We start from the raw sequence: 20,263 nt of genomic DNA, 5'->3' as shown, positions 1-20,263 counted from the left end.
TGATGGCGAGGTACGCCGCCGCGCTCGGGCGGCGGCGTACCGGCGTGTGCCCTGTCAGTGGACCGGCTTCAGGAGCCGCTCGCACGAGGTCACTTGACGATGTCGCCGATCTTCGGGGCGGGCTCGTTCTTGTAGTTGGCCGGGCCGAAGTTCTTCTTGACGGCCGCGTCCCAGGACTTGTCCTTGACCATCTTCTCGAGCGCCTTGTTGATCTGGTCCTCGAGCTTGGAGTCGCCCTTCTTGATGCCGATGCCGTAGTTCTCGTTGGTCAGCTTCAGGCCGGCGAGCTTGTACTTGCCCTTGTACTGCTCCTGCGCCGCGTAGCCGGCGAGGATCGAGTCGTCCGTGGTCAGCGCGTCGACGGCGCCGCTGCCCAGTCCGTCGATGCACTCGGAGTACGTGCCGTACTCGCGCAGCTGGGCCTTCGGGGCGATTTCCTTCTTGACGTTCTGCGCCGAGGTGGAGCCGGTGACCGAGCAGAGCTTCTTGCCGTTGAGGTCCGTGCCCTTGGTGATCTTGTCATCGGAGCGGACCAGAAGGTCCTGGTGGGCAAGGAGGTACGGGCCCGCGAAGTCGACCTTCTCCTTGCGCTCGTCGTTGATGGAGTACGACGCCGCGATGAACTTCACGTCACCGCGCTGCAGGGCGGTCTCGCGGTCCGCGCTGGGGGTTTCCTTCCACTCGATGTCTCCGGCCTCGTAGCCGAGCTCCTTGGCGACGTAGGTCGCGACATCGACGTCGAAGCCGGTGTAGCCGTCCGGCGTCTTCAGGCCGACACCCGGCTGGTCGAACTTGATGCCGATGGTGATCTTCTTGCCACCACCGGAACCCTTGTCGTCCTTGTCGTCCGAGCCGCAAGCCGTGGCGGAGACGGAGAGCGCGAGGACTACGGCGGCCGCCGCGGTGACTTTGCGAGCCTTCATGGTGAACATCCTTTGTTTCGGCAGAAGAGGGTTGAGACGCAGGGGAGAGCGACGCGTCAGTGGTGAAGGATCTTCGACAGGAAGTCCTTGGCCCGGTCGCTGCGCGGGTTGCTGAAGAACTGGTCCGGCACGGCCTCTTCGACGATCCGGCCGTCGGCCATGAAGACGACGCGGTTGGCCGCGGACCGGGCGAAGCCCATCTCGTGCGTGACCACGACCATGGTCATGCCGTCACGCGCGAGCTGCTGCATGACCTCCAGGACCTCGTTGATCATCTCCGGGTCGAGCGCCGAAGTGGGCTCGTCGAAGAGCATCACCTTCGGGTCCATGGCCAGCGCGCGGGCGATCGCGACGCGTTGCTGCTGGCCGCCGGAGAGCTGCGCGGGGTACTTGTCGGCCTGCGAGGCGACACCCACGCGGTCCAGGAGACCGCGTGCCTTTGTCTCTGCTTCCGCCTTGGACGTCTTGCGCACCTTGATCTGGCCCAGCATCACGTTCTCGAGCACGGTCTTGTGCGCGAAAAGGTTGAAGGACTGGAAGACCATGCCCACGTCCGCACGGAGACGGGCGAGCTCCTTGCCCTCCTGGGGCAGCGGCTTGCCGTCGATCGAGATGTCTCCCGACTCGACCGTCTCCAGGCGGTTGATGGCGCGGCACAGTGTCGACTTGCCCGACCCGGAGGGGCCGATCACGACGACGACCTCACCGCGGGTGATGGTCAGGTCGATGTCCTGGAGGACGTGCAGAGCGCCGAAGTGCTTGTTGACGTTCTTCAGCACGACCAGGTCGTCCGCCCCGGGCGGTATGGCGTCCTTGGTCACCGATACTTCGGTCACGGCTTGTTGCTCCATCCTCCTCGGTTGGGAGGACAGTAATAACCCGGTGCGACCAGCGTCATTACATCTGAGGGGAAATTGAGCATAACGATCCGGCCGCAACCGGACACTCCGTGTGAAGGGGACGCCCCGCCGCGTACCGGCTGCATAACGGAACGTGCCCGTGACCCGAACCCTCTTGACGCGGTCCTTATCCATCGGCGTGGATGCCTTGGTGCCTGTGCACGCGCGCATACCGGCCAACGGCGAGCGCGAACGGAACGACCGATGAACCGGAGGGGGCCCGTATGAGACTGCTCCTCGTCGAGGACGACGATCACGTGGCCGCCGCCCTGTCCGCGGTCCTGGCCAGGCACGGTTTCGACGTCGTGCACGCCCGCAGCGGCGAGGAAGCGCTGCAGGCCCTGCTGCCCGGCAAAACGGCGCCCTTCGGAGTCGTGCTCCTCGATCTGGGGCTGCCCGATCAGGACGGCTACGAAGTGTGCGGAAAGATCCGCAAGCGCGGGTCGACGCCCGTGATCATGGTGACGGCGCGTGCCGATGTGCGCTCCCGGATCCACGGCCTGAATCTCGGGGCCGATGACTACGTGGTGAAGCCGTACGACACCGGTGAGCTCATCGCCCGCATCCACGCGGTCATCCGGCGGCCCCCGTCCGGCGCCGCCGAGGGACCCGCGGACAGCGAGCTGCGCCTCGGCTCCGTACGCATCGAACTGCCCACCCGCCAGGTCAGCGTGGACGGTTCGACGGTCCAGCTGACCCGCAAGGAGTTCGACCTGCTCGCCCTCCTCGCGCAGCGGCCCGGCGTGGTGTTCCGCCGGGAGCAGATCATCAGCGAGGTGTGGCGCACCAGCTGGGAGGGGACGGGGCGCACCCTTGAGGTGCATGTCGCTTCCCTGCGCTCCAAGTTGCACATGCCGGCCCTGATCGAGACCGTGCGGGGCGTGGGCTACCGGCTCGTCGCCCCGGCCGCGTAGCGAGTAGCGAGGTCAGGTGCGCTCTCGCCTCCTCCCGCTGCTCATCGTCCTCATGGCGGGTGTGCTGCTCGCGCTCGGCTTCCCGCTCGCGGTGAGCGTGGCGGCGGCGCAGCAGCAGAAGGTGGTCGTCGACCGGATCGACGACACGGCGCGGTTCGCGTCGCTCGCGCAGTTCGTCACGAGACGTCCCACGGGATCACGGCTGCGGGACAAGGACGAACGGCGCGAAACCCTCCAGACCGAACTCGACTACTACCACGAGGTCTACGGGATCAAGGCGGGCGTCTTCTTCCGGGACCGTGAGCCCATGGCTCACGCGCCCGGAAGCTGGTTCCTGCCCCCCAGGGGCGCCGAGGTGCGGGAGGCCTTCGAGGAGGCCCTCAGGTCCCGTGGAAGCCACGATCCGCGTCAGGTGTGGCCCTGGCAGCGCGGCCGGCTCGTCGTCGCCTCTCCGGTGATCAGGGACGGGGACGTCATCGCCGTCGTCGTCACCGAGTCGCCCACAGGGCGCATGCGTTCGAAGACGCTGCAGGGATGGCTGCTCATCGGCGCCGGTGAGTCGGCCGCGATGCTGCTCGCCGTCGGTGCCGCACTGCGCCTCACCGGCTGGGTGCTGCGCCCGGTACGGGTCCTGGACGCGACCACGCACGACATCGCGACCGGGCGCCTGAAGTCGCGGGTGGCGGCCGCGGGCGGACCACCGGAACTCCGACGTCTCGCCCGGTCGTTCAACGAGATGGCCGACAACGTCCAGGACGTGCTCGAGCAGCAGCGGGCCTTCGTCGCCGACGCCTCGCACCAGCTGCGCAACCCGCTCTCCGCCCTGCTGCTCCGCATCGAGCTGCTCGCCCTCGAACTGCCCGAGGGGAACGAGGAGATCGCCTCCGTGCGCACCGAGGGCAAGCGCCTCGCCCAGGTTCTCGACGACCTCCTCGGCCTCGCGCTGGCCGAGCACGCGGCCGCCGATCTGCAGCTCACCGACATCGGTGCGCTCATGGCCGAACGGGTCGGGGCCTGGCGGCCGCTCGCCGAGGAGCGCGGGGTGCGGCTGACGGACACCTGCCCCGCGACCACCGGCTGGGCCGACCCGGTCGCCCTGTCCAGCGCCCTGGACGCGGTGGTCGACAACGCCCTCAAGTTCACGCCCGAGGGCGAGGAGGTGCGCGTGGAGGTCTCCTGGAGCGGCGAGCGGACGACCATTGTGATCACGGACGGCGGCCCCGGCCTCACGGAGGACGAACTCGCCCGCATCGGCGACCGCTTCTGGCGCAGCAACCGCCATCAGAACGTGAAGGGCTCGGGCCTTGGCCTGTCGATCTCGCGGGCCCTGCTCACCGCGGGCGGGGGCTCCATCACGTACGCGCAGCACGAGCCGCACGGACTGCGGGTGACCGTCAGCGTCCCGCGCGGGGAACCCGGGTCCACGGCCTGACAGGGCCCGGAGCGGGACGGCTGCGGGCCGACGGCTACGGCTTGACCGACTGGTAGTAGCGGCGCGCGCCCTTGTGCAGGGCGAGCGGATCCGTGTAGAGCGCCGTCCGCAGGTCCACCAGCTGGGCCGCGTGCACCTTGTCACCGATGTGGTCACGGCTGTCGATCACCGTGCGGGTCAGTCCCTCGGTCAGCTTCGGGTCCGCCCGGTCCGTGGTGACCAGGAGGTTCGCCACGGCCAGGGTCGGTACGGCGTCGTTCTGCTGGGCGGCGGGATAGGCGTCGGCGGGCATTACGGCAGCCCGGTAGTAGCGGGAGGCTCCGCCCTGCTTGTGCAGCGCGTCCACGAGGGTGCCGAGCGGCACGAGACGGATGTCGAACTCCTCGGAGAACGTCCGCACGGTGGTGGTCGGCAGCCCGCCCGACCAGAAGAACGCGTCGATGTCGCCCTTCTTGAGGAGATCGGGCGCCGTGTCGATGCCGGAGTCCACCGGTGTCAGGTCCTTCCTCAGATCGAGGCCCGCGGCCTTGAGCACCCGGTCCGCTATCAGCCGCACGCCCGAGCGCGGCTGCCCGACGGCCACCTTCTTGCCCCGCAGCTCCTGAGGCTTGTCGATGTCCGACGAGCGTCGGACGACGAGCTGTACGTAGTCGTCGTACAGCCGCGCACAGCCCCGCAGCCGCTCCGCGCCCGTGCGCCCCTCCAGGCGGTACTTCTCGACGGCGTCGGCGGCGGCGATGGTGAAATCGGCCTTCCCCGTGGCCACCCGCTCGACGTTCTGCTGCGACCCCTCGCTGTTGAGCAGCTCCATGTCGACGTCCGGCATGTCATGGGAGGCCGCGGTCCGCAGGAGCTTGCCGTACCGCTCGTACACCGCGTTCTTCACGCCCGTACTGAACGTCATCCGGCCCTTCGGGGAGTCGTCGGCCACCGGGACGAGCCACCACATCAGGAGTCCGAAGACCACGAGGGCGGCCGCCGCACCCTGGAGTGCGCGGCGCCTGCTGAGGTGGGGGAGTGCCTGGAGCATGCGCGCGATCCTGCCAGGCCACTCGCTGTCATGGCCAGGGCCGAGCTCCCGGCGGGGACACTTCCCCGACCGCCTACCCTTGTCACATGAGCAGCGGAGACCGGGGACAGGCAGTGGGCGTCAAGGGAACGTACGAGGTGCGCACCTACGGGTGCCAGATGAACGTCCACGATTCGGAGCGCCTCTCCGGTCTCCTTGAGGGCGCCGGATACGAACGCGCGCCCGAGGGCTCGGACGGCGACGCCGATGTGGTGGTCTTCAACACGTGCGCCGTACGGGAGAACGCCGACAACCGTCTGTACGGGAACCTCGGCCGCCTGGCTCCGATGAAGACCAAGCGGCCCGGCATGCAGATCGCCGTCGGCGGCTGCCTGGCGCAGAAGGACCGCGACACCATCGTCAAGAAGGCGCCCTGGGTGGACGTCGTCTTCGGCACGCACAACATCGGCAAGCTGCCGGTGCTCCTGGAGCGGGCCCGCGTCCAGGAAGAGGCGCAGGTGGAGATCGCCGAGTCCCTGGAGGCGTTCCCCTCGACGCTGCCCACGCGCCGCGAGAGCGCGTACGCGGCGTGGGTCTCCATCTCCGTGGGCTGCAACAACACCTGCACGTTCTGCATCGTGCCCGCCCTGCGCGGTAAGGAGAAGGACCGCAGGACCGGCGACATCCTCGCCGAGATCGAGGCGCTCGTCGGCGAGGGCGTCTCCGAGATCACGCTGCTCGGCCAGAACGTGAACGCGTACGGCTCGGACATCGGGGACCGCGAGGCCTTCAGCAAGCTCCTGCGGGCCTGCGGGAAGATCGAGGGCCTGGAGCGCGTGCGCTTCACGTCCCCGCACCCGCGCGACTTCACGGACGACGTGATCGCCGCCATGGCCGAGACCCCGAACGTGATGCCGCAGCTGCACATGCCGCTCCAGTCGGGCTCGGACCCGGTCCTCAAGGCGATGCGCCGCTCGTACCGCCAGGACCGCTTCCTCGGGATCATCGAGAAGGTCCGTGCCGCCATGCCCGAGGCCGCGATCACCACCGACATCATCGTCGGCTTCCCCGGGGAGACCGAGGAGGACTTCGAGCAGACGATGCACGTGGTCCGCGAGGCGCGCTTCGCCAACGCCTTCACCTTCCAGTACTCCAAGCGTCCCGGTACGCCTGCGGCGACCATGGAGGGGCAGATCCCCAAGGAGGTCGTGCAGGCGCGCTACATGCGTCTGTCCGCTCTCCAGGAGGAGATCGCCTGGGACGAGAACAAGAAGCAGGTCGGCAGGACCCTCGACCTGATGGTCGCCGAGGGCGAGGGCCGCAAGGACGGCGCCACCCACCGCCTCTCCGGGCGCGCCCCCGACAACCGCCTGGTGCACTTCACCAAGCCGGACGCCGAGGTCCGCCCCGGTGACGTCGTGACGGTGGAGATCACCTACGCGGCGCCGCACCACCTGCTCGCCGAGGGCGCCGTCCTGAACGTGCGCCCCACGCGCGCGGGTGACGCCTGGGAGAAGCGCAACACCGAGCCGGCCGCCAAGCCCGCAGGCGTGATGCTCGGACTGCCGCAGGTAGGCGCGCCCGAGCCGCTTCCGGTGGCCACCACCGGCGGGTGCGCGCTCGGCTGACCGGGGCGGCGGCGGACGACGGGGGAGCGACAGACACACGGGGGACGGGCTGATGGCGCGCTGGGCGCTGATGATGGAGAACCCTCCGGGGCCGGGGGCGTGGCATCTGTTCGAGACGATGGCCACGGTTGACGGCACGCACGAGGAGGCGGTGGAGCGGTTCGCGGAGTTCGTCCGCCTGTACCGCCCCAAGCACCCGCGCTACCCCGTACGGATGCGGCGCTACCGCACGTCCGACGGCTGGATGGTGATCGGCGACGGCTCGTCCGGGGGCTCCTTCCCGTACCGCTTCTCGATCTGCGAGCTGGAGTGGGACTCGGGCCCGATCACGTATTAGCGGGCATTACGCTGCGGATCATGCTTGTCGCCGCAGCCGTCTGCCCCTGCCCGCCCCTGCTCGTCCCCGAGGTCGCAGCGGGCGCCGCCCCCGAACTGGACGCCGCGCGCGCCGCGTGCACGGACGCCATCGGGGTGCTCGCCGCCTCGCGGCCCGACCGGCTCGTCGTGGTCGGCCCGGCCGAGCAGAGCGGCCGCGGCCCGCATCCGCAGGGCACCGGTGGGTCGTTCCGCGGCTTCGGCGTGGACCTCGACGTACGCCTGGGACGCTCCGGCGGCGAGGCTACGGAGGGCAGGCTTCCGACCTCGCTCGCCGTCGCCGCCTGGCTGCTCGACCGTACGGAGTGGTCGGCGGCCCCGCTGGAAGGACTCGGGGTGGGGGAACCTCTGGCGGCCGAGCGGTGTATTCAAGTCGGAGGGGAGATCGCGGCGCGGGCCGACCGGGTGGCCCTGCTGGTGATGGGCGACGCCAGCGCGTGCCGCACGCTGAAGGCGCCGGGGTATCTCGACGAGCGGGCCGCGGGGTTCGACGCGGAGATCGCCCGTGCGCTGAGGGCCGCGGACGTGGCGGCGCTCAAGGCGGTGGACGAGGAGCTGGCGTACGAACTGAAAGCGGCGGGCCGGGCGCCGTGGCAGGTGCTCGCGGGCGCGGCCGAAGGCGCGGGCCTGAGCGGCGAGCTGCTCTACGAGGACGCTCCGTACGGCGTCGGGTATTTCGTGGCCGCCTGGTCCTAGCGGCCCAGACAGTCCCGGAGGTTCTGGCAGTCCCAGAGGCTCTGGCGGTCCCAGCGGTCCTGGCCGGACCGCACCGCGCACGTGGCCGACGCACGGCGACGGCCGTGGAGCCTGTGGTGCTCCACGGCCGTCCGCCGGTGTCGTTCAGCCGGTGCTTCAGGGAGCCGGAGGGGGCGTCGGAGGGGCGGTGCCGCCGCCCTTGCCCGTGCCCTCGTCAGGCGTCCCGGCGAGGCGGTCCACGGCATCCTTCGCCTTGCCCGTCCCCGTCTGGATCTTGTCGCTGTACTTGCCCTTGGTCTTGTCGTCGACCACCTTGGCGGCCTTGTCGAGACCTTGGTCGATCTTGTCCCCGTGCTGCTGCGCGAGGCCCGCGACCTTGTCCTTCGCCGGGGCGAGCTTGTCTTTCAGGCTCTGCAGGAAGCCCATCGGTTACCTTCCCTCGCCGGGAGAGTCACTTGCGGGCGCCCTCGTCGGCCTCGTCGTTGTCGGCGGCCTTCTCCGCGGACTGCTGCTTTGGGATGTCCACGTTCTCCGCGGCAGCCTCTTCGGTGTTCTCCGTCTTGCCCTCGGTCTCGGCGTCGGCGGCAGCTTCGGCCTTGGCTTCGTCGGTCTCCGTGCCGGCCTCGGCCTTGTCCTCGGCGGCAGCTTCGGCCTTGGCCTCTTCCGTGCCGGCCCCGGCCTCGGGGGGCTCCCCTGCCGCTTCCGGCTCGGCCGTCAGGGTGCCGGCTGCCGCCTCGGTTGTTGACGCTTCTTCCGTGTCCTTGGACTTCCGGCGGAACCGTGCAAAAACGCCCATATCTACTCCATACGGTACTCGTGTGGGCGAAATCCCGCGCCGCCCGGTGCGCCCTGTTGCGCCGCCCGGGTCGCCGATCCTCGAAACCGGCGGCCGGAACCTCGCAACAGGCAACGACCCCGGGCCTGTGGCGTCACGTAGCTCGTTCGGGAAGTGGTCGCAGGGTTTGCGAGACTGGGGCGGTGAGTAGAGCAGCTCCCGCACCGCGGGTCATCGCCGTCGTCGGGCCGACCGCGGCAGGAAAGTCCGATCTGGGCGTTTTCCTCGCCCAGCGTCTCGGCGGCGAAGTCGTCAACGCCGACTCCATGCAGCTCTACAGAGGGATGGACATCGGGACCGCCAAGCTGACGCTCGAAGAGCGCGACGGAGTGCCGCACCACCTCCTCGACATCTGGGACGTCACGGAGGCGGCGAGCGTCGCCGAGTACCAGAAGCTCGCGCGAGCCGAGGTCGACCGCCTCCTCGCCGAAGGGCGCTGGCCGATCCTGGTCGGCGGCTCCGGGCTCTACGTCAGGGGGGCCGTCGACCATCTGGAGTTCCCCGGCACGGATCCCGTGGTCCGGGCCCGCCTGGAGGAAGAGCTCGCGCTCCAGGGCCCCGGCGCGCTCCACACCCGCCTGGCCGCCGCCGACCCCGGAGCGGCCCAGGCCATCCTGCCCAGCAACGGCCGCCGGATCGTCCGCGCCCTTGAGGTCATCGAGATCACCGGCAAGCCCTTCACCGCCAACCTCCCCGGCCACGACTCGGTCTACGACACCGTCCAGATCGGCGTGGACGTCGGCCGCCCCGAACTCGACGATCGCATCGCCACGCGCGTGGACCGCATGTGGGACGCGGGCCTCGTCGACGAGGTGCGTGCGCTGGAGGCCGTGGGGCTCCGCGAGGGGCGTACGGCGTCGCGTGCGCTCGGGTACCAGCAGGTGCTCGCGGCGCTCGCGGGGGAGTGCACCGACGACGAGGCGCGTGCGGAGACCGTGCGCGCGACCAAGCGCTTCGCACGCCGTCAGGACTCGTGGTTCCGCCGCGATCCCCGGGTGCACTGGCTCAGTGGCGCCATGGCCGATCGAGGGGAACTCCCAGGGCGGGCACTGGCGTTGGTCGAACGACCGGTCACAGCCTGATCACGTGATGGCATCGGGACGCTCCGGCGGTCATCCCGGCCCCTGGCGCCGTGCCATCATCGGTCATCGATCGACCAGTGGAGTCCGAAGTGGGAGGGCGGATGGCGATGGAGGCCGGCCCTCGTGACACCGCGCATGACGGCGGCGAGCTGACTCCGGACGGCCCTGACGGGCCACCGGACGGCGTGACCGCTGACGGCCCCGGCGCGGACGACATGGCCGTCGCCGAGGTCGAGGTCGAACTGCGCCCGCAGCGCCGTCTGCGCATCTGGCAGCTCGCGCCGATCGTCATACTCGCCGCCGCCGGATCGCTGATGTTCGCCTTCCCGCTGGCCTTCGACTTCGGTGACGGTGGCGCCGTCGTCGCCATGCTCGGGCTCCTGATCAGCTCGTGCGCCGCAGGCTGGGGCATGATGGCCGCGCGCCGCGTGGGGCACACCTGGCCGGGGCTGCCGGAGCGCGGTTCCGGAGGCCGCCCGGACTGGCGGATCGTCTCCGCGTACGCCCTGGTGTTCCTGGCCGTCGCCTTCCTCGCCGTGTGGCGCGTCGCACGCCTTCGCTGACGGCGTCGTACGAGGTCAGGGCCCTGGTGGGCACCGTACGAACCGAGTGTCGTGGCTACCCCGTACGATCGAGGAATGAGCACGCGGATCGCCTTCCTCAAGGGGCACGGGACCGAGAACGACTTCGTGATCGTCCCGGACCCCGACAACGCCCTTGAGCTGTCCCCGGCCGCCGTGGCCGCCCTGTGCGACCGCCGCGCGGGTATCGGGGGCGACGGCCTGCTCCATGTCGTACGGTCCGCGGTGCACCCGGAGGTGCGCCATCTGGCCGCCGAGGCCGAGTGGTTCATGGACTACCGCAACGGCGACGGTTCGATCGCCGAGATGTGCGGCAACGGCGTGCGCGTCTTCGCCCGTTACCTCCAGCGCGCCGGACTGGTGGGCGAGGGTGATCTGGCCATCGCCACCCGGGGCGGCGTGAAGACCGTGCACATCGCCAAGGCCGCGGCCGGCGGCGACATCACCGTCGGCATGGGCAAGGCGCTCCTCCCCGAAGGGGACGTCACCGTGTCCGTGGCCGACCGGCACTGGCCCGCGCGCAACGTGAACATGGGAAACCCGCACGCGGTCGCCTTCGTGGCCGACCTGGCCGACGCGGGCAACCTGTACGACCCGCCGCCCTTCAGCCCCGCCGCGGCCTACCCGGACGGCGTGAACGTCGAGTTCGTCGTCGACCGCGGCCCGCGCCACGTCGCCATGCGCGTGCATGAGCGCGGCTCGGGCGAGACCCGCTCGTGCGGCACGGGCGCGTGCGCCGTCGCCGTCGCGGCGGCCCGCAGGGACGGGGCGGACCCTGCTGCCACCGGTTCGCCGGTGACGTACACCGTCGATCTGCCTGGTGGGAGCCTGGTGATCACCGAGCGGCCCGACGGAGAGATCGAGATGACGGGTCCCGCGGTGATCGTCGCCGAAGGCGAGATCGACGCGGAATGGCTCGAAACTGTAAACCCGTGAACTGTCGCTCGAATGGGTGATCCGTTTCACGCTCGGCGAGAGGCGGTCAGCGGCGCGTGATGGGCTCGGTAGCATCAAGCACCGGCCCGGACGGAGCACGCCGTCGTCCGCTCACCGCCGGTCGGAGCAGCCGGAGGTGCCCATGAGTGCGGAGGCCACAAACCCCGCGATGCCTGGCCCCGTGACGCCCGGTGCGCAGCGCAGGCGCGGCCGTCCGCGGCTCGACCTGCGCAGGCTCGGCCGCGCGGCCCTGATGGGGCCCGCCACCCGGGACCGGCTGCCGGACGCGATCGGCCATGTGGCGGAAGCCCATCGCGCCCACTATCCCGACGCGGATCTGGAGCCGCTGCGGCGTGCGTGGGTCCTCGCGGAGTCCTCGCACCGCGGCCAGATGCGCAAGAGCGGTGAGCCGTACATCACACATCCGCTCGCGGTGACCCTGATCCTCGCCCAGCTGGGCGCCGAGACCACGACCCTGACCGCGTCCCTGCTCCACGACACCGTCGAGGACACGGATGTGACGCTCGATCAGGTGCGCACGGAATTCGGCGACGACGTCTGCTATCTGGTCGACGGCGTCACGAAGCTGGAGAAGGTCGACTACGGAGCGGCCGCGGAGCCCGAGACGTTCCGCAAGATGCTGGTGGCCACCGGCAATGACGTACGCGTCATGTCGATCAAGCTGGCCGACCGCCTGCACAACATGCGCACGCTCGGCGTCATGCGCCCCGAGAAGCAGGCACGGATCGCCAAGGTGACGCGGGACGTGCTCATTCCGCTCGCCGAACGCCTCGGCGTGCAGGCCCTCAAGACCGAGCTGGAGGACCTCGTCTTCGCGATCCTCCACCCGGAGGAGTACTCCCAGGTCCAGGAGCTGATCGCGGCCAACGCCGTGGGCGGCGGAGACCCCCTGGAAGGGACGGCGGACGACGTCCGCGCGGTGCTGCGCGAGGCGGGCATCGCCGCGGAAGTCCTCATCAGGCCACGGCACTTCGTCTCCGTCCACCGGGTGCACCGCAAACGCGGCGAGATGCGCGCGGCGGACTTCGGGCGCCTCCTGGTCCTGGTGAACGAGGACGCGGACTGCTACGGCGTCCTCGGCGAGCTGCACACGTGCTTCACGCCGGTGGTCTCGGAGTTCAAGGACTTCATCGCCGTACCGAAGTTCAACCTCTACCAGTCGCTGCACACGGCCGTGGCCCGGCCGGACGGAGAGGTCGCCGAAGTCCTCATCCGTACGCACCAGATGCACAAGGTCGCCGAGGCCGGCGTCGTCGCGCTGCGCAATCCGTACGCTCCTCCTTCGGAGGAGCAGTCCGACGCCGGTCCGGACGCCCCTTCCGCGGACGCCTTCGAGGGCGAGCGCGCGGACCCGACCCGGCCCGGCTGGCTCTCCCGCCTGCTCGACTGGCAGGAAGCGGCCCCCGACCCGGACACGTTCTGGTCCACGCTCCGCGAAGACCTCGCCCAGGACCGCGAGATCGCCGTCTTCCGCCCCGACGGCGGCACGCTCGGGCTGCCCGCGGGCGCGAGCTGCGTGGACGCCGCGTACGCGCAGTACGGCGAGGACGCCCACGCCTGTATCGGTGCACGTGTCAACGGCCGCCTGGCGACGCTGAGCACGGTCCTGCGGGACGGCGACACGGTCCAGCTGCTCATGGGGCAGGACGCGGCGTCCGGGCCCTCCCGAGAGTGGCTCGACCACGCGCGCACCCCCGGCGCCCGCATCGCCATCCGGCGCTGGCTCACCACCCACCCCACGCCCGCGTCGGCTCCCGCGGCATCGACCCCGGAGAAGCCCTCGCCCCCGCCGCAGACCTCCGACTTCCCGCGCCCCGCGGCGGCCAACGCCGTCGTGGACAGGGAAGGCGCGAGCGTCCGCCTCGCGGGCTGTTGTACGCCCGTGCCGCCCGACGAGGTGACCGCCTTCGCCGTGCGCGGCGGCGTCGTCACCGTCCACCGCGTCGAGTGCCCCGCCGTCGGGCGCATGAAGGAAGTGGGGCGCGCCGAGGTGGGAGTGCGCTGGGGAGACAGCGCCGAGTGCCGGGTCACGCTGATCGCCGAGTCGTTCGGGCGGGCGCATCTCCTCGCCGACCTCACTGAAGCCATCGCCCTGGAGGGCGTCGAGATCATGTCGGCGACCGTCGAACCGCCGACCCAGCAGCGCGTGCGCCACACGTACACGCTGCAACTCCCGGACGCGGCCCACCTCCCGGGGCTGATGCGCGCGATGCGCGCGGTGCCCGGGGTGTACGACGTCAGCCGTGCCCAGCATCCTGCGGCGGCGACTTCGTAGCAGCGTGCCATGGGGCGTCGGCGTCGCCCTGGCCGCCTCCTGACGACTCGTTCGAGTGGCATGGCGCGCGCCGACACCGGTGCGGAAGCTCCGCGCTGATAGCGGTAGTTCATGCTGCTCACCCCCCGGGTCAAGGCCTCGCGGCCGAAGACTCTTCGCATCGCGACCGCGCTCCTGGCCGCGGCCACCTCCGCCACCCTCCTCGCCGCGACGGCACCGTCACCGGCCAGACCGCTCGGCATCGGCGACCGGCTCTTCCCGCACCTGGGCAATCCCGGGTACGACGTCATGGCGTACGACATCGACCTCACGTACCGCGGCGACAACAAGAAGCCGCTCGACGCCGTGACGGTGATCGACGCCCGCGCGACCGCGCCGCTGAAGCGGGTCAACCTCGACTTCGCGCACGGCAAGGTCCGCTCCGTGGCCGTCAACGGCGCCCCCGCCCGCTTCGAATCCACCGGTGAGGACCTGGTCGTCACGCCGTCGCGGCCGGTGGACCGGGGCGAGCGGATGCGGATCACCGTCCGGCACACCAGTGATCCCAGGCCCACGAAGGACCAGGACGGCGGCTGGGTGCCCACGGCGGACGGGCTCGCCATGGCCAACCAGGCCGACGCCGGGCACCGCGTGTTCCCGTCCAACGACCACCCCGCCGACAAGGCACAGTTCACGTTCCGCATCACCACCCCGAAGGGGCTCACCGCCGTCGCCAACGGCCTGCCCGTCGCCACGGCGCACAGGGGGGCCACCACGACCCGGGCCTTCCGCACCCGCCACCCCATGGCGACGGAACTGGCGCAGGTCTCCATCGGACGCTCCACCGTGGTGCACCGCCACGGGCCGAACGGCCTCCCCGTACGCGATGTGGTGCCCACCAAGGACCGCAAGGCGATGGAGCGCTGGCTGAAGAAGACGCCGGACCAGATCGACTGGATGGAGGGGAAGGTCGGCCGCTACCCCTTCGAGACGTACGGCCTGCTGATCGCCCAGGCGCAGACCGGCTTCGAGCTCGAGACGCAGACCCTCTCGCTCTTCGAACGCGACCTGTTCAAGCGGCCCGAGTTCCCCGAGTGGTACGTGGACTCGATCATGGTCCATGAGCTGGCGCACCAGTGGTTCGGCGACAGCGTGAGCCCGAGCTCCTGGTCCGATCTCTGGCTCAACGAAGGGCACGCCACCTGGTACGAGGCGCTCTTCGCCGAGGAGAAGTCGAAGAAGCCGCTCCAGAAGCGGATGCGTGAGGCCTACCGGCAGTCGGACGGCTGGCGGCAGGCGGGCGGACCGCCGGCCGCGCCGAAGGGGCCCGCGCCGGGCCAGAAGATCAGCATCTTCCGGCCGGTCGTGTACGACGGCAGCGCTCTGGTGCTCTACGCGCTGCGCCAGGAGATCGGGCAGCGGGACTTCGACCGCCTGGAGCGGGACTGGGTGCACACCTACCGTGACGGGAACGCGACGACCGCGGACTTCGTGCGGCTCGCCTCGTCGACCGCGGGCCGCGATCTGAGCGGTTTCTTCGACGCCTGGCTGTACGGCGCGAAGACGCCGCCGATGCCGGGGCACCCGGACTGGCGTAAGGCCGCTCCCGCGGGGAAATAACCCACGTGACGAGACGGGCCGTTCCGTGCAACCATCTTCAGGTCGGCGCCGCTGCGGGTCCGGGCAAACCCCTCGGGGTGATGTCAGGGCCCCTGCCGGCCGGCCCGGGGAATCTCGGGGCGGCCCCGAGCGTTGAGCACTATGACGAATCCCATCGACGTAAGGATCCAATGACCTCCTCTTCTTCCCCTTCCCAGGACGCGCAGAGCCTCGCGCAGAACTACCCCGAAGGTCTTCGGGCCGATGCCCTGATGGAAGAGGACGTCGCCTGGAGCCACGAGATCGACGGAGAGCGGGACGGCGAACAGTTCGACCGCTCCGAGCGCGCGGCCCTGCGCCGCGTCGCCGGCCTCTCCACCGAGCTCGAGGACGTCACCGAAGTCGAGTACCGCCAGCTCCGTCTGGAGCGAGTGGTCCTCGTCGGCGTGTGGACCTCGGGCACAGTGCAGGACGCGGAGAACTCGGTCGCCGAGCTGGCCGCCCTCGCCGAGACGGCGGGTGCGCTCGTGCTCGACGGCGTCATTCAGCGCCGCGACAAGCCCGACCCGGCGACGTACATCGGATCCGGCAAGGCCCTCGAGCTGCGTGACATCGTCCTCGAGACCGGGGCCGACACCGTCGTCTGTGACGGTGAGCTGAGCCCTGGCCAGCTGATTCACCTCGAGGACGTCGTCAAGGTCAAGGTGGTCGACAGGACCGCCCTGATCCTCGACATCTTTGCCCAGCACGCCAAGTCCCGAGAGGGCAAGGCGCAGGTCGCCCTTGCCCAGATGCAGTACATGCTCCCGCGCCTCCGTGGCTGGGGTCAGTCGCTCTCCCGTCAGATGGGCGGCGGCGGATCCAGCGGTGGCGGTGGCATGGCGACGCGTGGTCCCGGTGAGACCAAGATCGAGACGGACCGGCGTCGGATCCGCGAGAAGATGGCGAAGATGCGCCGGGAGATCGCGGAGATGAAGACCGGCCGCGAGATCAAGCGCCAGGAGCGCAAGCGCAACAAGGTGCCCTCGGTCGCGATCGCCGGTTACACGAACGCGGGCAAGTCCTCCCTGCTCAACCGCCTCACGGGCGCGGGCGTCCTGGTGGAGAACTCCCTGTTCGCCACCCTCGACCCGACCGTGCGCCGGGCCGAGACGCCGAGCGGCCGGATCTACACCCTGGCCGACACCGTCGGGTTCGTACGGCATCTGCCGCACCACCTCGTCGAGGCATTCCGCTCCACGATGGAAGAGGTCGGCGAGTCCGACCTGATCCTGCACGTGGTGGACGGTTCGCACCCGGTGCCGGAGGAGCAGCTGGCCGCCGTGCGCGAGGTGATCCGCGATGTGGGCGCGACCGACGTGCCCGAGATCGTGATCGTGAACAAGGCGGACGCGGCCGATCCGCTGGTCCTCCAGCGGCTGCTGCGCAACGAGAAGCACGCGATCGCTGTCTCCGCGCGCACGGGCGCGGGCATCGAAGAGCTGCTCGCGCTGATCGACGCCGAACTGCCGCGGCCCGAGGTCGAGATCGAGGCCCTCGTGCCGTACACGCAGGGCCAGCTCATCTCGCGGGCGCACGCGGAGGGCGATGTGCTCTCCGAGGAGCACACGGCCGAGGGCACGCTGCTCAAGGCGAAGGTGCACGCGGAACTGGCGGCGGATCTCGCGCCGTACGTCCCGGTCGCGGGCTGAACGCAGGCCCGGACAGGCGCGGTTCGGTTGCGCGCGGTTCGGTCCGTGCGGTTCGGTTCTCCGCATGACGAAGGCCCGCCCCCTTTCGTGGGGGCGGGCCTTCGCCGCGTCATGTGCGAGGTGCGGGGGTCGCCCGCCGTGCGGCTACTTGGAGCCGTACTTCTCGCTCATCATGTCGTAGACCTGCTTGGCGCCCTTGCCCAGCTGCGGTCCTGCCAGCCAGGTGTTCTCGGCCGGGCCGATCGAGGTGTTCGAGACCAGGCGGGTCTTGTCGCCCACCATCCGGAACCAGCCGCCGCCGGACGAACCACCGGTCATGGTGCAGCCGATGCGGTACATCGTCGGCTGGGTGGAGGTCAGCGAGAGACGGCCCGGCTTGTCGACGCACTTGTGCATGATCTGGCCGTCGAACGGGGGAGCGGCGGGGTAGCCCCAGGCGCCCATCGAGCTCACGCTCTGCGCCGACGGAGTCGAGAAGTCGACGTCCAGCGCGTTGCCGACCGTCTCCTCGAGGGACTTGGAGCCCTGCTCCGGCTTCACGTGCATCACGGCGTAGTCGTACGGCGCACCGGCACCGCCCGAAGCGGCGCCCTCGTCGATCCACTCGGCGGAGGTCGAGACCCAGTCGGCCCAGTACTGGCCGTAGGGGGCGACTTCCTGCGGGGCGGCGTTGCTCAGCTCGGCCTCGGACTTGCCGAGGTCGTTGTAGGCCGGCACGAAGGTGATGTTGCGGTACCAGCCACCGGCGGAACCGGCGTGCACGCAGTGGCCCGCGGTCCACACGAGGTTGGACTTGCCCGGGTTGCGCGGGTCCTTCACGACCGTGCCGGAGCAGACCATCGAGCCCTCGGGGGAGTCGAAGAAGATCTTGCCGACCGGGGCGGCGTTCTCGTGGTACGGCGTCTTCTCGCGCTTGGCCTGGACCGGCGACGGCTCGGGGTCGGTCGCGCCCTGATCGGAGGGGGCGTCCTTCGCCGCGATCGTCTTGTTCGGGTCCTTGGCCTTCTTCATCCGCTCGGGCTTCCAGAGCCCTTCGATGACCGGGTTGACGAAGTCCTTGGACTCGCGGAGCCAGTCGTCCTTGTCCCAGTTCTTCCAGGCCCCGTCCTTCCACTTGTCCGGGTCGATGCCGTGGTCCTTCAGCTTGTCGGCGATGTCGCCGGGCAGCTTGGCATCGGAGCCGGTGTCAGTGCCGGTGTCGGAACCCTTGTCCGCGCCCTGGGAAGTGCCGGAATCAGCCTTGTCGCTTGCCTTGTCGTCGCTCGGACCGCAGGCCGTGGCGGTGAGTGCCAGGGTCGCGGCGAGCCCGGTGGCGGCGAGTGCGAGACGTCGCCCGCGACTGCGCGCGAAGGGCGCACGAGTGGAACGCATGGTGCTGTAACCCCCGAATTGAACGTGTGATTGCTGCATTTGCCATGTACTTGTCATGTGTCGGCCTGGCAGCTCCACGAGCGCCCCGCCGAACGCAACACCCCACTATGCCTGTGTGATTGGGGACGAATGACGGCGGGGTCGTGAAGGTTTGCGGCGACCCCGCCGTCGTACATCAGACGCCTGCCGGTCGGCTGCCGACCGGCTACTTGTCGGCGAACTTCTTGCTGACCGCGCCGTAGATGCCCTTGGCTTCCTTGCCGAGCCGCGGACCGGCGAGCCAGCCGGCCGTCACCGGGCCGATGGAGGTGTTGGACACCAGGGCGGGCTTGCCGTCCGAGCCCTCGGCGACCCAGCCGCCGCCGGACGAACCACCGGTCATCGTGCAGCCGATGCGGTACATCGTCGGGTCGGGCTTGCTGATCGAGAGCCGGCCCGGCTTGTCGGCGCACTGGAACGCCTTCTGGCCGTCGAACGGCGGAGCCGCCGGGTAGCCGGTCGCCGTCATGTCGGCGATCTGGGGCACGGCCGGGGCGTTGAAGTCCACCGGGAGAGCCGAACCGACCTGCTCCTCCAGGGACTTGCCCTCGCTGCCCTTCTCGGGCGTCACGTGGATGGCCGCGAAGTCGTACGGCGCGCCCGTGCCGCCCGTCGGGCCGCCCTGCTCGATCCACTGGTCGGAGGTCTGGGCCCAGTCGCCCCACCAGACGCCGTGCGGAGCGACTTCTTCCTTGGGGGCGTTCTGCAGCTCGTCGGCCGACTTGCCGCTGTTGTTGTACGAGGGGACGAAGGCGATGTTGCGGTACCAGCCGCCCTTCGCGCCCGCGTGCACGCAGTGGCCCGCGGTCCACACCATGTTGGACTTGCCCGGGTGCGCCGGGTCCTCGACGACCGTGGCCGAGCAGACCATCGAGCCTTCGGGGCCGTCGAAGAACAGCTTGCCCGAGGCGGGAGCGCTGGCGTCGTACGGCGTCTTCAGGGCCGCCGCCTCCACCGGCTCGGGCGTCGGGTCGGTCACGCCCTGGTCACCGGAGATGTCGTTGTCGTCGACACCGCGGTCGGGGTTCTTGTCCGCGTCCCGCATACGGTCCGAGTCCCACAGGCCCTCGATGATCGGGTTGACGTAGTCACCGGCCTCGCGGAGCCAGTCGTCCTTGTCCCAGTTCTTCCAGGCCCCGTCCTTCCACTTGTCCAGGTCGATGCCGTGCTCCTTGAGCCGGTCCTGGATGTCCTGCGGAATCTTGACCTTGCCGTTGCCGTTGCCGTCGTCGGCGGGCTGGGACGCGGAGGGTTCGTCGCCCGCGTTGTCCTCGCTCGGGCCGCAGGCCGTCGCGGTCAGAACGAGCGCCGCGCCGATCGCGACAGCGGCCGCCACAGGGGAGGTTCTGCCGCGCGCGCTCCTCCCACGACTGGCGGTCTTGAGCGGGCGTATGGGTCGCATAGAGAGATTCCCCCTGGGCTTCGAGATGGTTCACGTGCCGGACACCGCGTGCCGCACGGTGCTTTGAGCGCCGAGTTCGCGTGGCGCCGCACACCCTGCCGCGGTGGAACGGCACCTCACACTATGCCGGTGCCGTGGGGGACTGCCGACGGAACGGCAACGGTTTCGCTACGACCTTGCTGACCTGGCAATTGTCCGGAGAGCAGCCGATTTGACGTCTCCGTCATGGCCACGTCCCTATGAATTGCTCGACCCGTCGTTACTCGACCAGTCCGTGCAGAAGGCCTCGCGCGTGATGGCGGAGCCCTCCGTCGCGAAGCGCTCGTTCATGAACGTCTCCACGGGCACGCTCAATCCCGCCTTCTCCATCATGCTGCTCATCGCGGCGCCCGTCCTCGGCATCCGGTTCACCGGCGCTCACTCGGCGACGCTGCCGACCGAGACGAGCGCGGGATGCGTCCACCGTGCTCGCCTACCCCCGCTTCAGCCGGGCGGCGACCGTCGAGCCCGGACTTCTGCCGGGCGGTGGTGACCAGGCCCTGGACCGGCAACGGTTCCGCCACGGCAAGGATCTTC

General features: G+C 70.0%; 19 protein-coding genes. 11 read left to right on the top strand and 8 right to left on the bottom strand.

Translation table 11 applies throughout. The features are described from left to right. Positions 1-89: 89 nt before the first annotated feature. Positions 90-923 (bottom strand): glutamate ABC transporter substrate-binding protein, encoded by an 834-nt coding sequence (locus ABZ833_RS42015; protein ID WP_361058648.1) that lies wholly within the window; start codon positions 921-923, stop codon positions 90-92. A gap of 56 nt (positions 924-979) precedes the next feature. Further along, positions 980-1,759: an amino acid ABC transporter ATP-binding protein gene (locus ABZ833_RS42010; protein ID WP_160507590.1), complete on the bottom strand. Its 780-nt coding sequence runs from the start codon at positions 1,757-1,759 to the stop codon at positions 980-982. Between the two features lie 287 nt (positions 1,760-2,046). On the opposite strand from ABZ833_RS42010, the gene ABZ833_RS42005 reads away from it, so the two are divergent. Together ABZ833_RS42005 and ABZ833_RS42000 are read left to right on the top strand one after the other, a co-directional pair. Beyond that, a complete protein-coding gene (locus ABZ833_RS42005) occupies positions 2,047-2,736 on the top strand; it encodes a response regulator transcription factor (protein ID WP_361058646.1) in 690 nt (229 codons plus the stop codon). A 16-nt stretch (positions 2,737-2,752) separates the two neighbouring features. Continuing rightward, complete coding sequence (locus tag ABZ833_RS42000; protein WP_361058644.1) at positions 2,753-4,168, top strand: HAMP domain-containing sensor histidine kinase; 1,416 nt, start codon at positions 2,753-2,755, stop codon at positions 4,166-4,168. Between the two features lie 34 nt (positions 4,169-4,202). Here ABZ833_RS42000 and ABZ833_RS41995 read toward each other — a convergent pair whose 3' ends face one another. Continuing rightward, on the bottom strand, positions 4,203-5,198 hold the full coding sequence (locus ABZ833_RS41995) for a TAXI family TRAP transporter solute-binding subunit (RefSeq protein WP_361058642.1): 996 nt from the start codon (positions 5,196-5,198) through the stop codon (positions 4,203-4,205). Positions 5,199-5,284: 86 nt separating this feature from the next. Here ABZ833_RS41995 and miaB point away from each other — a divergent pair, with 86 nt between their 5' ends. Genes miaB through ABZ833_RS41980 form a run of 3 tightly spaced genes read left to right on the top strand, consistent with a single transcriptional unit; the run spans position 5,285 to position 7,876 of the window. Then, positions 5,285-6,805, top strand: coding sequence for a tRNA (N6-isopentenyl adenosine(37)-C2)-methylthiotransferase MiaB (gene miaB, locus ABZ833_RS41990; protein ID WP_361058640.1), 1,521 nt, complete (start codon positions 5,285-5,287; stop codon positions 6,803-6,805). Positions 6,806-6,857: 52 nt separating this feature from the next. Further along, a complete protein-coding gene (locus ABZ833_RS41985) occupies positions 6,858-7,142 on the top strand; it encodes a hypothetical protein (RefSeq protein ID WP_361058638.1) in 285 nt (94 codons plus the stop codon). A gap of 20 nt (positions 7,143-7,162) precedes the next feature. Further along, positions 7,163-7,876, top strand: a complete 714-nt coding sequence (locus ABZ833_RS41980; RefSeq protein ID WP_361058636.1) for a class III extradiol dioxygenase subunit B-like domain-containing protein — start codon at positions 7,163-7,165, stop codon at positions 7,874-7,876. Between the two features lie 156 nt (positions 7,877-8,032). On the opposite strand, the gene ABZ833_RS41975 is transcribed toward ABZ833_RS41980, so the two are convergent. Further along, positions 8,033-8,302 carry an antitoxin gene (locus tag ABZ833_RS41975; protein ID WP_249587337.1) on the bottom strand — a complete coding sequence of 90 codons (270 nt, stop codon included), beginning with the start codon at positions 8,300-8,302 and terminating at the stop codon, positions 8,033-8,035. A gap of 25 nt (positions 8,303-8,327) precedes the next feature. Continuing rightward, a complete protein-coding gene (locus ABZ833_RS41970) occupies positions 8,328-8,672 on the bottom strand; it encodes a hypothetical protein (protein WP_361058634.1) in 345 nt (114 codons plus the stop codon). Between the two features lie 182 nt (positions 8,673-8,854). Between ABZ833_RS41970 and miaA the strand changes: the two genes are divergently transcribed. The 6 genes from miaA (at position 8,855) to hflX (ending at position 16,875) form a co-directional block, all read left to right on the top strand. Next, complete coding sequence (gene miaA / locus ABZ833_RS41965; protein ID WP_361058633.1) at positions 8,855-9,793, top strand: tRNA (adenosine(37)-N6)-dimethylallyltransferase MiaA; 939 nt, start codon at positions 8,855-8,857, stop codon at positions 9,791-9,793. Between the two features lie 101 nt (positions 9,794-9,894). Further along, on the top strand, positions 9,895-10,356 hold the full coding sequence (locus ABZ833_RS41960) for a hypothetical protein (RefSeq protein ID WP_361058631.1): 462 nt from the start codon (positions 9,895-9,897) through the stop codon (positions 10,354-10,356). Positions 10,357-10,431: 75 nt separating this feature from the next. After that, complete coding sequence (dapF, locus tag ABZ833_RS41955) at positions 10,432-11,310, top strand: diaminopimelate epimerase (protein ID WP_361058629.1); 879 nt, start codon at positions 10,432-10,434, stop codon at positions 11,308-11,310. Between the two features lie 142 nt (positions 11,311-11,452). Continuing rightward, the gene (locus ABZ833_RS41950) at positions 11,453-13,606 is read left to right on the top strand and encodes an HD domain-containing protein (RefSeq protein WP_361058627.1); all 2,154 of its coding nucleotides are present in this window, start codon (positions 11,453-11,455) and stop codon (positions 13,604-13,606) included. Between the two features lie 111 nt (positions 13,607-13,717). After that, positions 13,718-15,205 (top strand): M1 family metallopeptidase, encoded by a 1,488-nt coding sequence (locus ABZ833_RS41945; protein ID WP_361058625.1) that lies wholly within the window; start codon positions 13,718-13,720, stop codon positions 15,203-15,205. Between the two features lie 170 nt (positions 15,206-15,375). Continuing rightward, positions 15,376-16,875 carry a GTPase HflX gene (gene hflX / locus ABZ833_RS41940; protein ID WP_361058623.1) on the top strand — a complete coding sequence of 500 codons (1,500 nt, stop codon included), beginning with the start codon at positions 15,376-15,378 and terminating at the stop codon, positions 16,873-16,875. Between the two features lie 144 nt (positions 16,876-17,019). On the opposite strand, the gene ABZ833_RS41935 is transcribed toward hflX, so the two are convergent. The 3 genes from ABZ833_RS41935 to ABZ833_RS41925 form a co-directional block, all read right to left on the bottom strand. After that, complete coding sequence (locus ABZ833_RS41935; RefSeq protein WP_361058621.1) at positions 17,020-18,246, bottom strand: hypothetical protein; 1,227 nt, start codon at positions 18,244-18,246, stop codon at positions 17,020-17,022. A 205-nt stretch (positions 18,247-18,451) separates the two neighbouring features. Continuing rightward, positions 18,452-19,687: a hypothetical protein gene (locus ABZ833_RS41930; protein ID WP_361058619.1), complete on the bottom strand. Its 1,236-nt coding sequence runs from the start codon at positions 19,685-19,687 to the stop codon at positions 18,452-18,454. Between the two features lie 237 nt (positions 19,688-19,924). Continuing rightward, positions 19,925-20,068, bottom strand: coding sequence for a hypothetical protein (locus ABZ833_RS41925; protein WP_361058617.1), 144 nt, complete (start codon positions 20,066-20,068; stop codon positions 19,925-19,927). Positions 20,069-20,263 lie beyond the last annotated feature (195 nt).

The organism is Streptomyces sp. NPDC047525, assembly GCF_040643025.1.
Lineage (GTDB): Bacteria > Actinomycetota > Actinomycetes > Streptomycetales > Streptomycetaceae > Streptomyces > Streptomyces durmitorensis.
The sequence above is the reverse complement of the archived record's forward strand: the minus strand, read 5'-3'. Positions and strand labels throughout refer to the sequence as shown.